Annotated in this window: 11 protein-coding genes; all 11 read right to left on the bottom strand. The window is 70.5% G+C overall.

Features of this window, described 5'->3' with window-relative positions; all coding sequences use genetic code 11:
- Positions 1–11: 11 nt before the first annotated feature.
- Genes CP984_RS21845 through CP984_RS21795 form a run of 11 tightly spaced genes read right to left on the bottom strand, consistent with a single transcriptional unit; the run spans position 12 to position 13,571 of the window.
- On the bottom strand, positions 12–1,628 hold the full coding sequence (locus CP984_RS21845) for an NADH-quinone oxidoreductase subunit M (protein ID WP_003983363.1): 1,617 nt from the start codon (positions 1,626–1,628) through the stop codon (positions 12–14).
- 3 nt (positions 1,629–1,631) lie between these two features.
- A complete protein-coding gene (nuoL, locus tag CP984_RS21840) occupies positions 1,632–3,578 on the bottom strand; it encodes an NADH-quinone oxidoreductase subunit L (RefSeq protein ID WP_003983362.1) in 1,947 nt (648 codons plus the stop codon).
- A 12-nt stretch (positions 3,579–3,590) separates the two neighbouring features.
- The gene (nuoK, locus tag CP984_RS21835) at positions 3,591–3,890 is read right to left on the bottom strand and encodes an NADH-quinone oxidoreductase subunit NuoK (RefSeq protein ID WP_003983361.1); all 300 of its coding nucleotides are present in this window, start codon (positions 3,888–3,890) and stop codon (positions 3,591–3,593) included.
- Positions 3,887–4,699 (bottom strand): NADH-quinone oxidoreductase subunit J, encoded by an 813-nt coding sequence (locus CP984_RS21830; protein WP_003983360.1) that lies wholly within the window; start codon positions 4,697–4,699, stop codon positions 3,887–3,889. The genes nuoK and CP984_RS21830 overlap by 4 nt, the downstream gene beginning before the upstream one ends.
- Positions 4,696–5,343 carry an NADH-quinone oxidoreductase subunit NuoI gene (nuoI, locus tag CP984_RS21825; RefSeq protein WP_003983359.1) on the bottom strand — a complete coding sequence of 216 codons (648 nt, stop codon included), beginning with the start codon at positions 5,341–5,343 and terminating at the stop codon, positions 4,696–4,698. The genes CP984_RS21830 and nuoI overlap by 4 nt, the downstream gene beginning before the upstream one ends.
- Positions 5,336–6,715 (bottom strand): NADH-quinone oxidoreductase subunit NuoH, encoded by a 1,380-nt coding sequence (gene nuoH, locus CP984_RS21820; RefSeq protein WP_003983358.1) that lies wholly within the window; start codon positions 6,713–6,715, stop codon positions 5,336–5,338. Before nuoH ends, nuoI begins: the two co-directional genes overlap by 8 nt.
- Positions 6,712–9,276, bottom strand: a complete 2,565-nt coding sequence (locus CP984_RS21815) for an NADH-quinone oxidoreductase subunit G (protein WP_030184579.1) — start codon at positions 9,274–9,276, stop codon at positions 6,712–6,714. The genes nuoH and CP984_RS21815 overlap by 4 nt, the downstream gene beginning before the upstream one ends.
- Positions 9,273–10,628, bottom strand: coding sequence for an NADH-quinone oxidoreductase subunit NuoF (nuoF, locus tag CP984_RS21810; RefSeq protein ID WP_003984241.1), 1,356 nt, complete (start codon positions 10,626–10,628; stop codon positions 9,273–9,275). Before nuoF ends, CP984_RS21815 begins: the two co-directional genes overlap by 4 nt.
- Positions 10,628–11,554 (bottom strand): NADH-quinone oxidoreductase subunit NuoE, encoded by a 927-nt coding sequence (nuoE, locus tag CP984_RS21805; RefSeq protein WP_003984242.1) that lies wholly within the window; start codon positions 11,552–11,554, stop codon positions 10,628–10,630. Before nuoE ends, nuoF begins: the two co-directional genes overlap by 1 nt.
- A complete protein-coding gene (locus tag CP984_RS21800; protein WP_003984243.1) occupies positions 11,551–12,873 on the bottom strand; it encodes an NADH-quinone oxidoreductase subunit D in 1,323 nt (440 codons plus the stop codon). Before CP984_RS21800 ends, nuoE begins: the two co-directional genes overlap by 4 nt.
- Positions 12,873–13,571 (bottom strand): NADH-quinone oxidoreductase subunit C, encoded by a 699-nt coding sequence (locus CP984_RS21795; protein ID WP_030184582.1) that lies wholly within the window; start codon positions 13,569–13,571, stop codon positions 12,873–12,875. Before CP984_RS21795 ends, CP984_RS21800 begins: the two co-directional genes overlap by 1 nt.
- Between the last annotated feature and the right edge of the window lie 31 nt (positions 13,572–13,602).

Genomic DNA, 13,602 nt, shown 5'->3' with positions numbered 1-13,602 from the left:
CGCCACGGAACTCACTTCGCGGCCTCCGCATCTGCCTTCACTGGTACGTCGGGGCGGGGATCGTGCTGGTCGACGACGGACAGGGTGTGGTCCACCGCCGGGTTGACGAGGTCCGTCAGCGGCTTGGGATAGACGCCGAGGAACAGCAGGAGGGCGATCAGCGGGGCGACCACGGCCAGCTCCCGCGCCTTGAGGTCGGGCATCGTGCGCACCTCGGCCTTCACCGGGCCGGTCATCGTCCGCTGGTAGAGGACGAGGACGTACAGCGCGGCGAGCACGATGCCGACGGTGGCCACGATGCCCACGGCCGGGTAGCGGCTGAACGTGCCGACCAGCACCAGGAATTCGCTGACGAACGGCGCCAGGCCCGGCAGCGACAGCGTCGCCAGACCGCCGACCAGGAACGTCCCGGCCAGCACCGGCGCGGCCTTCTGCACCCCGCCGTAGTCGGCGATCAGCCGGGAGCCGCGCCGCGAGATCAGGAATCCGGCGACCAGCATCAGCGCCGCCGTCGAGATGCCGTGGTTGACCATGTACAGCGTCGCACCGCCCTGGCCCTGGCTCGTCATGGCGAAGATGCCCATGATGATGAAGCCGAAGTGGGAGATGGAGGCGTACGCGATCAAGCGCTTGATGTCGCGCTGGCCGACCGCGAGCAGCGCGCCGTACAGGATGCTGATCAGCGCGAGGACGAGGATGACCGGGGTGGCCCAGCTGCTGGCCTCCGGGAAGAGCTGGAGGCAGAAGCGCAGCATCGCGAAGGTGCCGACCTTGTCGACCACCGCGGTGATCAGCACGGCGACCGGCGCGGTGGACTCGCCCATCGCGCCCGGCAGCCAGGTGTGCAGCGGCCACAGCGGCGCCTTCACCGCGAAGGCGAAGAAGAAGCCGAGGAACAGCAGCCGTTCGGTGCCGGTGCCCAGCGCCAGCTTGCCGTCGGCGCGCGCCTGGACGATCTCGGTGAGGGAGAACGTGCCGCTGCCGAGCTGGTCGGCGGTGGCCGCGTACAGGCCGATCACCGCGGCGAGCATGATCAGGCCGCCGGCCAGGTTGTAGAGCAGGAACTTCACGGCGGCCTGCGAGCGCAGCGCGGCGCTGTGCTCCTCGCCGCCGGACCCCGCGCGGTCCCCGAAGCCGCCGATGAGGAAGTACATCGGGATGAGCATGGCTTCGAAGAAGATGTAGAAGAGGAACACGTCGGTGGCCTCGAAGGAGATGACCACCATCGCCTCGACGGCGAGCACCAGCGCGAAGAAGCCCTGGGTGGGGCGCCAGCGCCGGTTGGGTGTCGGTTCCTCAAGAGGATCGGCGTCGTGCCAGCCCGCCAGGATGACGAACGGGACCAGCAGCGCGGTCAGCGCGATCAGCGCCACCGCGATGCCGTCCACGCCCAGTTCGTAGCGGACACCGAAGTCCTTGATCCAGGCGTGCGATTCGGTGAGCTGGAACGGGCCTTTGGCGCCCGGGGCGAAGCGGACCGCGACCACCGCCGCGAGCACCAGGGTGGCCAGCGAGAACAGCAGCGCCAGCCACTTGGCGAAGGTGCGCTTGGCGGCGGGCACCGCCGCGGTGGCGATCGCGCCGAGCGCCGGCACCGCCGCGGTGGCCGTCAGAAGGGGAAACGACATGGCTCAGACACCCCTCATCAGCAGGGTCGCGGCGATCAGTACGGCCGCACCGCCCAACATCTGTACGGCGTAGGAGCGGGCGAAGCCGTTCTGCACCTGGCGCAGCCGGCCGGAGAGGCCGCCCATCGACGCCGCCGTGCCCCGGACCGCGCCGTCCACGACGGAGTGGTCCAGCTGGACCAGGGCGCGGGTCAGTTCGCCGCCGCCGCGCACCAGGACGGCGTGGTTGAAGTCGTCCTGGAGCAGGTCGCGGCGGGCCGCCCGGGTCAGCAGCGAGCCGCGCGGGGCGACGGCCGGGACCGGCTTGCGCCCGTACTGGAGGTAGGCGAGCGCGACGCCGAGGACCATCACCACGATCGTGGCGGTGGTGATCGCCGAAGCGCCGATCGGCGGGTGCCCGTGGTCGAAGGAGGTGACCGGCTCCAGCCACTTCACGAACGCCTCGTTGAGGCTGAACAGGCCGCCCGCCGCCACCGATCCGACGGCCAGCAGGATCATCGGGATCGTCATGGACTTCGGCGACTCGTGGGGGTGCGGCGGGGTGTACTCGCCCCGGGTCTCGGCCGCGGGCTCCACGGACGGCTCGGCGGGTGACGGGGTCGGCGCCTTGCGCCAGCGCTCCTCGCCGAAGAACGTCATCAGCATCACCCGCGTCATGTAGAACGCGGTGATCGCGGCGCCCAGCAGGGCGGCGCCGCCGAGGATCCAGCCCTCCGTGCCGCCCTTGGCGAAGGCCGCCTCGATGATCTTGTCCTTGGAGAAGAAGCCGGACAGCCCGGGGAAGCCGATGATGGCCAGATAGCCGAGGCCGAAGGTGATGAACGTGATGGGCATGTACTTGCGCAGGCCGCCGTAGCGGCGCATGTCCACCTCGTCGTTCATGCCGTGCATCACCGAACCGGCGCCGAGGAAGAGACCGGCCTTGAAGAAGCCGTGGGTGACCAGGTGCATGATCGCGAAGGCGTAGCCGATCGGGCCCAGCCCGGCGGCCAGGATCATGTAGCCGATCTGCGACATCGTCGAGCCCGCCAGGGCCTTCTTGATGTCGTCCTTCGCGCAACCGACGATCGCACCGAACAGCAGCGTCACCGCGCCGACCACCACGACCGCGGTCTGCGCGTCCGGCGCGCCGTTGAAGATCGCGCCGGAGCGGGTGATCAGGTAGACGCCCGCGGTCACCATCGTCGCCGCGTGGATCAGGGCCGAGACCGGGGTCGGGCCCTCCATCGCGTCGCCCAGCCAGGACTGGAGCGGGACCTGTGCCGACTTGCCGCAGGCGGCGAGCAGCAGCATCAGGCCGATGGCGGTGAGCTTGCCCTCGGAGGTCTCGCCCACCGCGCCCAGCACCGGCCCGAACGCGAACGTCCCGAACGTGGTGAACATCAGCATGATCGCGATGGACAGGCCCATGTCACCGACGCGGTTGACCAGGAACGCCTTCTTCGCCGCCGTCGCCGCGCTGGGCTTGTGCTGCCAGAAGCCGATGAGGAGGTACGAGGCCAGGCCGACGCCCTCCCAGCCGACGTACAGCAGCAGGTAGTTGTCGGCGAGGACGAGCAGCAGCATGGCCGCGAGGAACAGGTTCAGGTAGCCGAAGAAGCGGCGGCGCCGCTCGTCGTGCTCCATGTAGCCGATCGAGTAGATGTGGATCAGCGATCCGACACCGGTGATCAGCAGGACGAACGTCATGGACAGCTGGTCCAGCTGGAAGGCCACGTCCGCCTGGAAGCCGCCCACCGGCACCCAGCTGAACAGGTGCTGGTGCAGCGTGCGGTGTTCGGCGTCGCGGCCCAGCAGGTCCGTGAACAGGGGGACGGCCAGGGCGAAGGACGCCAGTGCGAGCAGCGTGCCGATCCAGTGGCCGGCCCGGTCCAGTCTCCGGCCGCCGCACAGCAGCAGGGCCGCGCCGGCCAGGGGGGCCGCGACGAGCAGGGCGATCAGGTTCTCCACGTTTACGACCCCTTACAGCTTCATCAGGCTGGCGTCGTCGACCGAGGCCGTGTGGCGGGTGCGGAAGATGGACACGATGATCGCCAGGCCCACCACGACCTCGGCCGCGGCGACGACCATCGTGAAGAACGCGATGATCTGTCCGTCCAGGTTTCCGTGCATCCGCGAGAAGGCCACGAAGGCGAGGTTGCAGGCGTTCAGCATCAGTTCGATGCACATGAACACCACGATGGCGTTCCGCCTGATCAGCACCCCGGCCGCGCCGATGGTGAACAACAGGGCGGCGAGGTAGAGGTAGTTGACCGGGTTCACCGCTTCGCCTCCTCGCTGCGGCCCAGCCGCTCTTCGGCCCGCTGCTCCAGCGCCTTCAGCTCGGCCAGCGCTTCACCGGAGACGTCCCGGATCTGGCCGCGCTCGCGCAGCGTCGGGTTGACGGTCAGCTCGGACGGGGTGCCGTCGGGGAGCAGGCCGGGGATGTCCACGGCGTTGTGGCGGGCGTACACGCCTGGCGCGGGCAGCGGCGGGATCTGCTTGCCGTCGCGGATGCGGGCCTCGGACTGCTCGCGCTGGGTCTTGGCGCGCTCCGTGCGCTCCCGGTGCGTGAGGACCATCGCGCCGACCGCCGCCGTGATCAGCAGCGCGCCGGTGACCTCGAAGGCGAAGACGTACTTGGTGAAGATCAGTGCCGCCAGGCCCTGGACGTTGCCCCCGGCGTTGGCCTCGCCGAGGCCGTTGAAGTGCCGCAGCGAGGCGTGGCCGATGCCGGCGATGAGCAGGATGCCGAAGCCCAGGCCGCAGGCGGCGGCCAGCCAGCGCTGGCCCTTGAGGGTCTCCTTGAGGGAGTCCGCCGCGGTGACGCCGACCAGCATGACGACGAAGAGGAACAGCATCATGATCGCGCCCGTATAGACGACGATCTGCACGACGCCCAGGAAGTAGGCGCCGTTGGCGAGGTAGAACACCGCGAGGACGATCATGGTGCCGGCGAGCGAGAGGGCGCTGTGCACGGCCCGCTTCATCAGGATCGTGCTCAGCGCGCCGAGCACGGCGACCGTGCCGAGGATCCAGAACTGCACCGCCTCGCCGGTGGACGCGTCGGCGGCCAGAGAGGTCGTCGTCACTGGGTCACCTCCCGCGCGGCGGGCTCCTCGGGACCGAAGGTGGCCGCGGCCTCCTGGGGCGCCGCGGTGTCCACGCCGCCCTCGCCCTCGGCCGTCTCGCCCTTGGACACGGCCACCTGCCGCACCGTGCCCGGCGCCGCCTCGGTCACCAGGCCGCGGTAGTAGTCCTTCTCCGTCATCCCCGGGTAGATGGCGTGCGGGCTGTCGACCATGGTGTCCTCCAGCCCCGCGAGCAGCTCCTCCTTGGTGTAGATGAGCGATTCGCGGGACCGGTCGGCGAGTTCGTACTCGTTGGTCATGGTCAGTGCGCGGGTGGGGCACGCCTCGACGCACAGGCCGCACAGGATGCAGCGCAGGTAGTTGATCTGGTAGACGCGGCCGTAGCGCTCGCCGGGGCTGTAGCGCTCCTCGTCGGTGTTGTCGGCGCCCTCGACATAGATCGCGTCGGCCGGGCAGGCCCAGGCGCACAGCTCGCAGCCGACGCACTTCTCCAGCCCGTCGGGATGCCGGTTGAGCTGGTGGCGGCCGTGGAAGCGCGGCGCCGTCGGTTTCTTCTCCTCCGGATACTGCTCGGTCAGCCGCTTCTTGAACATGGCCTTGAAGGTCACGCCGAAGCCGGCCACCGGGTTCTGGAAGTCAGGCACCGTCGCCCCCCTTTCCGTCCGTCTCGGGTCGGTCACCGACAGTGTCCACCCCGCCACTGACAATCAGCTCTCGGTCACGCCTCGGCCGCCGTCGCGGCACGGGTGGCAGGGTCTGTCCGGGCAGCGGTGGTACGGGGAAGCCGCCCGCCATCGGGTCGAAGGCCGGCTCCTCGGCCGCCTCCTCCTTCTCGCCCCGCCGGAAGAAGTCCGCGACGAGCGAGATCAGCAGCACGGCGATGGCCGCGCCGGCCACGTACATCACGATCCGCTGGAAGTCGTAGCCCTCGTTGCGCAGGGCCCGAACGGTCGCGACGAGCATCAGCCAGACCAGGGAGACCGGGATGAGGACCTTCCAGCCCAGCTTCATGAACTGGTCGTAGCGCACGCGTGGCAGCGTGCCGCGCAGCCAGATGAAGAAGAACAGCAGCAGCTGCACCTTGATGACGAACCACAGCAGCGGCCACCAGCCGTGGTTGGCGCCTTCCCAGAAGCTGCTGACCGGGTACGGGGCCTTCCAGCCGCCCAGGAAGAGCGTCACCGCGACCGACGAGACGGTCACCATGTTGATGTACTCGGCGAGCATGAACATCGCGAACTTGATGGACGAGTACTCGGTGTTGAAGCCGCCGACCAGTTCGCCCTCGGACTCCGGCATGTCGAACGGCGCGCGGTTGGTCTCGCCCACCATGGCGACGATGTAGATGATGAAGGAGACCGGGAGCAGCAGGACGTACCACTTGTCCTGCTGGGACTCCACGATCGTGGAGGTGGACATCGACCCGGAGTAGAGGAAGACCGACGCGAACGACAGGCCCATCGCGATCTCGTAGGAGACCATCTGCGCGCACGAGCGCAGGCCGCCGAGCAGCGGGTACGTCGAGCCGGAGGACCAGCCCGCCAGCACGATGCCGTAGATGCCGACGGAGGCCGTGGCGAGGATGTAGAGCACGCCGATCGGCAGATCGGTGAGCTGCATCGCGGTGCGGTGCCCGAAGATCGAGATCTCGTTGCCGGCCGGGCCGAACGGGATCACCGCGACAGCCATGAAGGCCGGTACGGCCGCCACGATCGGCGCGAGCACGTACACCGCCTTGTCGGCCCGCTTGACGACCAGGTCCTCCTTGAGCATCAGTTTGATGCCGTCCGCGAGGGACTGGAGCATGCCCCAGGGGCCGTGCCGGTTGGGGCCGATGCGCAGCTGCATCCAGGCGACGACCTTGCGTTCCCAGACGATGGAGAACAGCACGGTCAGCATCAGGAACGCGAAGCAGAAGACTGCCTTGACCGCGATCAGCCACCATGGGTCGCGGCCGAACATCGACAGGTCTTCCTGGGCCAGCGGCAGGCCGGTCAAGGCCAGTTCCCGCGTCATGCGTCCACCTCCTCGACCGGGCCGGACGGTGCACCGGCCACCGCCGTGACCTTCACCAGCTCGCCGGGCCGCGCACCCGTATCGGCGACGGCCCCGCCGCCCACCGAGTTCAGCGGCAGCCACACCACCCGGTCGGGCATCGGCGTGACCACCAGAGGCAGCCGTACGGACCCGCGGGGCCCGGTGACCGCCAGCAGGTCGCCGTCCTTGACGCCGGTCTCCTCGGCGGTGGCCGGCGACATCCGGGCCACGGCCGCGTGCCGCGTGCCGGCCAGCGCCTCGTCGCCCTCCTGCATGCGCCCCTGGTCCAGGAGCAGTTTGTGGCCCGCCAGCACGGCTTCGCCCGGTTCCGGGCGGGGCAGCGCGCGCCCCTGCTCCAGGGGGTCGGCCGCGTACGTACCGCCCCATGTGCCCAGCGCGGTCAGCTCCCTGCGCACGGCCCGTACGTCGGGCAGCGCCAGGTGGACGTCCATGGCGTCGGCGAGCATGTTCAGGACCCGGGCGTCCGGCAGCAGGTGCCGGCGCGTCACCTGGTCGGGCTTGAGCGCGGCCTCGAACGGCCGGGCACGGCCCTCCCAGTTGAGGAACGTGCCGGACTTCTCCACGACCGCCGCGACCGGGAGGACCACGTCCGCCCGCTCCGTGACGGCCGAAGGCCGCTGTTCCAGGCTCACCAGGAAGCCCACCGAATCCAGCGCCTCCAGGGCCAGCGCCGGGTCCGGCAGGTCCGCCGGATCGACGCCCGCCACCAGTAGGGCGCTCAGTTCTCCGGCCGCGGCGGCCGCGACGATCTGGCCGGTGTCCCGACCGTGCCGCTGCGGCAGGTCGGCGACGCCCCAGGCGGCGGCGACCTCCTCGCGGGCCCGCGGGTCGGTGGCCGGGCGCCCGCCCGGCAGCAGCCCCGGCAGCGCGCCCGCCTCCAGGGCGCCCCGCTCGCCGGCCCGCCGCGGAATCCATACGAGCCGGGCGCCGGTGGCGGTGGCGGCCCGGATCGCCGCCGTCAGCGCACCCGGCACCGCCGCCAGCCGCTCGCCGACGACGATCACCGAGCCGGCGCCGCGCAGCGCCTCGGCCGCGGTCCGGCCAGGGCCTTCCAGCCCGCCCGCCCGTCGCCCGCCCCCACCCTCCACGGGAAGGCGCTCCGCGCCTGCTGCCTCATTGCCGGCGAGCGCGTCCAGCCACTCCGTCTCGGTGCCGGGCGCGGCGGGCAGCAGCGTGCCGCCTGCCTTGATCAGGCCGCGCGTCGCGTAGGACGCGAGTCCGAAGGTGCGCTGCCCGTGCTTGCGGTACGCCTTGCGCAGCCGCAGGAAGACACCGGGCGCCTCCTCCTCCGCCTCGATGCCGGCGAGCAGGACGGCCGGTGCCTTCTCCAGGTCCGCGTACGCGATGGACGCACCACCCAGGTCGCGCCCCCGTCCGGCGACCCGCGCCGCCAGGAACTCGGCCTCCTCGGCGCTGTGCGCGCGCGCCCGGAAATCGATGTCGTTGGTGCCCAGGGCGATCCGCGCGAACTTGGCGTAGGCGTACGCGTCCTCGACGGTCAGCCGGCCGCCGGTCAGCACGCCCGTACGGCCCTTGGCGGCGCCCAGCCCGCGCGCCGCCGCCTCCAGGGCCTCCGGCCAGCTCGCCGCGACCAGTTCGCCGGTCTCCGCGTCCCGCACCATCGGGTGCTCCAGCCGGTCGCGCTGCTGCGCGTACCGGAAGGCGAAGCGCCCCTTGTCGCAGATCCACTCCTCGTTGACCTCGGGGTCCTCGGCGGCCAGCCGCCGCATGACCTTGCCGCGCCGGTGGTCCGTACGGATGGCGCAGCCGCCCGCGCAGTGTTCGCAGGTGCCCGGCGAGGAGACCAGGTCGAAGGGGCGCGACCGGAAGCGGTAGGCGGCCGAGGTGAGGGCGCCGACCGGGCAGATCTGGATGGTGTTGCCGGAGAAGTACGACTGGAACGGGTCGCCCTCGCCCGTTCCGACCTGCTGGAGCGCGCCCCGCTCGATCAGTTCGATCATCGGGTCGCCAGCGATCTGGTTCGAGAAGCGGGTGCAGCGCGCGCACAGCACGCACCGTTCGCGGTCCAGCAGCACCTGCTTCGAGATCGGCACCGGCTTGGCGAAGGTGCGCTTCTTGCCCTCGAAGCGGGTGTCGGCCTGACCGGCGGACATGGCCTGGTTCTGCAGCGGGCACTCGCCGCCCTTGTCGCAGACCGGGCAGTCCAGCGGGTGGTTGATCAGCAGCAGTTCCATCACGCCGCGCTGTGCCTTCTCCGCGACCGGCGAGGTGAGCTGCGACTTGACCACCATGCCGTCGGTGCAGGTGATGGTGCAGGAGGCCATCGGCTTGCGCTGGCCCTCCACCTCCACGATGCACTGGCGGCAGGCGCCGGCCGGGTCCAGCAGCGGGTGGTCGCAAAAGCGCGGGATCTCGATGCCGAGGAGTTCGGCGGCCCGGATGACCAGCGTCCCCTTGGGGACGGAGATGTCGATGCCGTCGATCGTCAGCGTGACGAGGTCTTCGGGCGGGATGGCCGCCTCGCCGCCCCCCGCGGGGGCGTCGCTGGTGACCGTCATGCGTTCACCCCCAGGTGAGCGTCGGTGTCGGCCCAGGCGGTCGACTTGGCGGGGTCGAAGGGGCAGCCCTTGCCGGTGATGTGCTGCTCGTACTCCGCGCGGAAGTACTTCAGCGAGGAGAAGATCGGGGAGGCGGCGCCGTCGCCGAGCGCGCAGAAGGACTTGCCGTTGATGTTGTCGGCGATGTCGTTCAGCTTGTCGAGGTCGTCCATGCGGCCCCGGCCGGCCTCGATGTCGCGCAGCAGCTGGACGAGCCAGTAGGTGCCCTCGCGGCAGGGTGTGCACTTGCCGCAGGACTCGTGCGCGTAGAACTCGGTCCAGCGGGTCACGGCCCGTACGACGCAGGTGGTCTCGTCGAAGCACTGGAGGGCCTTGGTGCCGAGCATCGAGCCCGCGGCGCCGACGTTCTCGTAGTCCAGCGGCACGTCCAGGTGCTCGTCGGTGAACATCGGCGTGGAGGAGCCGCCGGGCGTCCAGAACTTCAGCCGGTGGCCGGGGCGCATGCCGCCGCTCATGTCGAGCAGCTGGCGCAGCGTGATGCCCAGCGGGCCTTCGTACTGGCCGGGGTTGGCGACGTGGCCGCTGAGCGAGTACAGCGTGAAGCCCGGGGACTTCTCGCTGCCCATCGAGCGGAACCACTCCTTGCCCTTGTTCATGATGGCGGGAACCGACGCGATGGACTCGACGTTGTTCACGACAGTGGGGCAGGCGTACAGGCCCGCCACCGCCGGGAAGGGAGGACGCAGCCGGGGCTGTCCGCGACGGCCCTCCAGGGAGTCCAGCAGCGCGGTCTCCTCGCCGCAGATGTACGCGCCCGCGCCCGCGTGCACGACGACGTCCAGGTCCAGGCCCGAGCCGAGGATGTCGCGGCCGAGATAGCCCGCTTCGTACGCCTCCCGGACGGCCTCGTGCAACCGCCGCAGGACGGGCACGACTTCACCGCGCAGGTAGATGAAGGCGTGGTGCGAGCGGATCGCGTGACACGCGATGACGATGCCCTCGATCAGGGAGTGCGGGTTGGCGAAGAGCAGCGGGATGTCCTTGCAGGTGCCCGGCTCGGACTCGTCGGCGTTGACGACGAGGTAGTGCGGCTTGCCGTCGCCCTGCGGGATGAACTGCCACTTCATCCCGGTGGGGAAGCCGGCGCCGCCGCGTCCGCGCAGGCCCGCGTCCTTGACGTACGCGATCACGTCGTCCGGCGGCATCGCGAGGGCCTTGCGCATGCCCTCGTAGCCCTCGTGCCGCAGATAGGTCTCCAGCGTCCAGGACCCCGGCTGGTCCCAGAAGGCGGACAGCACGGGCGCGAGCAGCTTCTCCGGGTTGGCCTTGCTGACCTCGGCGGCCACGGTCATCACTCCCCCTCCTCGGCGGTCGGACCGGCTGCGATGTCACCGCGGGGCGAAGCCCCTCCGTCCGGGGTGGTGGCGGGAGACGGGTGGGCGGGATCGCTCGCCGAGGTCTCCCGGGGCGCGTCGTGCGAGCTGGGGTGGGTGGCCGGTGCCTCGCCCGGCGCCCGCCCGGCGGCATCGCCCTCGCCCTCGGCGGGCACCGCGCCCCGCTGCGGTACGACATGGTCGGCGGACCCCGCACCGGGTACGGCCTCGCCCTTGGCCAGCCGCAGCCCCACCAGCGACGCGGGCCCGGCCCCGCCGGTGGCCTCGACCGCGCCGGGGCGCCGGTCGGGGAACCCGGCGAGGATGCGGGCCGTTTCCTTGTAGGTGCACAGCGGCGCACCCCGGGTCGGCTCGACGGTCCGTCCTGCCCGCAGGTCGTCCACCAGCCGTTTGGCGCTCTCCGGCGTCTGGTTGTCGAAGAACTCCCAGTTGACCATCACGACCGGCGCGAAGTCGCAGGCCGCGTTGCACTCGATGTGCTCCAGCGTGACCTTGCCGTCGTCGGTGGTCTGCCCGTTGCCGACGCCCAGGTGCTCCTGGAGCGTCTCGAAGATCGCGTCACCGCCCATGACCGCGCACAGGGTGTTGGTGCACACCCCCACCTGGTAGTCCCCGCTCGGCCCGCGCCGGTACATGGAGTAGAAGGTGGCGACCGCGGTGACCTCCGCCGTGGTCAGGTCCAGCATCTCGGCGCAGAAGCGCATGCCCGTACGGGTGACGTGCCCCTCCTCGGCCTGGACCAGGTGCAGCAGCGGCAGCAGCGCGGACCGCGAACCGGGGTAGCGGGCGATCACCTCCCTGGCGTCCGCTTCGAGCCGGGCCCTCACCTCGGCCGGGTAGTCGGGGGCGGGGAGCTGCGGCATCCCCAAGCTGACGTCTGTCACCGGTCGACGCCTCCCATCACGGGGTCGATGGACGCGACGGCGACGATGACGTCGGCGACCTGGCCGCCCTCGCACATCGCCGCCATGGCCTGGAGGTTGGTGAAGGACGGGTCGCGGAAGTGCACCCGGTACGGGCGGGTCCCGCCGTCGCTGACCGCGTGCACGCCCAGCTCGCCCTTGGGGGACTCCACGGCCGCGTACGTCTGGCCCGGCGGCACCCGGAAGCCCTCCGTCACCAGCTTGAAGTGGTGGATCAGGGCCTCCATCGAGGTCCCCATGATCTTCTTGATGTGGTCGAGCGAGTTGCCCAGCCCGTCGGGTCCGAGCGCCAGCTGGGCGGGCCAGGCGATCTTCTTGTCGGCGACCATCACCGGCCCCGGCGCGAGGCGGTCCAGGCACTGTTCGACGATGCGCAGCGACTGGCGCATCTCCTCCAGGCGGATCAGGAAGCGTCCGTAGGCGTCGCAGGTGTCGGCGGTCGGCACCTCGAAGTCGTAGTGCTCGTATCCGCAGTACGGCTGGGTCTTGCGCAGGTCGTGCGGGAGCCCGGCGGAACGCAGCACCGGCCCGGTGGCGCCGGTGGCCAGGCAGCCGGCCAGGTCCAGATAGCCGATGTCCTGCATCCGGCCCTTGAAGACCGGGTTGCCGGTGGCGAGCTTGTCGTATTCGGGCAGGTTCTTGCGCATCTTCTTCACGAATTCGCGCACCTGGTCGACCGCGCCCGGCGGCAGATCCTGGGCGAGCCCGCCGGGCCGGATGTACGCGTGGTTCATCCGCAGGCCGGTGATCAGCTCGTAGATGTCCAGGATCAGTTCGCGGTCCCGGAACCCGTAGATCATGATCGTGGTGGCGCCCAGCTCCATGCCGCCGGTGGCGATGGCCACCAGGTGGGAGGAGAGGCGGTTCAGCTCCATCAGCATCACGCGGATGACGGACGCCCGGTCCGGCACCTCGTCGGTGATGCCGAGCAGCTTCTCCACGGCCAGGCAGTACGCCGTCTCGTTGAAGAACGGCGTCAGGTAATCCATCCGGGTGACGAAGGTGGTGCCCTGCGTCCACGTGCGGTATTCGAGGTTCTTCTCGATGCCGGTGTGCAGGTAGCCGATGCCGCAGCGGGCCTCGGTGACGGTCTCGCCGTCGATCTCCAGGATCAGCCGCAGCACGCCGTGGGTGGAGGGGTGCTGGGGGCCCATGTTGACGACGATCCGCTCGTCGTCCGTACGGGCCGCGGCGGCCGCGATCTCGTCCCAGTCGCCGCCGGTGACCGTGTAGACGGTGCCCTCGGTGGTCTCCCGAGGGGTCGCATGGCTGGTGGACATCAGGTGTACGACCTCCGCTGGTCGGGAGCCGGGATCTGCGCGCCCTTGTACTCGACGGGAATGCCGCCGAGCGGGTAGTCCTTGCGCTGCGGGAAGCCCTGCCAGTCGTCCGGCATCATGATCCGGGTGAGCGCCGGGTGGCCGTCGAAGACCAGGCCGAAGAAGTCGTACGTCTCGCGCTCGTGCCAGTCGTTGGTCGGGTAGACGGCGACGAGGGACGGCACGTGCGGGTCGGCGTCCGGGGCCGACACCTCCAGCCGGATCAGCCGGTTGTGGGTGATCGAGCGCAGGTGGTAGACGGCGTGCAGCTCGCGGCCCTTGTCGCCGGGGAAGTGCACGCCGCTGACGCCGGTGCACAGCTCGAAGCGCAGCGCCGGGTCGTCGCGCAGGGTCCTGGCGACGGCCGGCAGGTACTCCCGCTCGATGTGGAAGGTCAGCTCGCCGCGGTCCACGACCGTCTTCTCGATGACGTTCTCGGGGACCAGTCCCTGTTCGTCCAGCGCGCCTTCGAGTTCGTCCGCGACCTCGTCGAACCAGCCGCCGTACGGGCGGGACGTGGCGCCCGGCATCCGTACGGACCGTACGAGCCCGCCGTACCCGGAGGTGTCGCCGCCGCCGGCCGCGCCGAACATGCCGCGGCGGGTGTCGATGACCTCGCCCTGGTCGCCGCGCTGGCCGGGGAGGTTCTGCGCGTTCAGGTCCTTGTCGGGGTTGACCCCGTTGGGCCCT

It is taken from the genome of Streptomyces rimosus, from assembly GCF_008704655.1.
Lineage (GTDB): Bacteria > Actinomycetota > Actinomycetes > Streptomycetales > Streptomycetaceae > Streptomyces > Streptomyces rimosus.
This window is presented reverse-complemented; position numbering and strand designations above follow the sequence as displayed.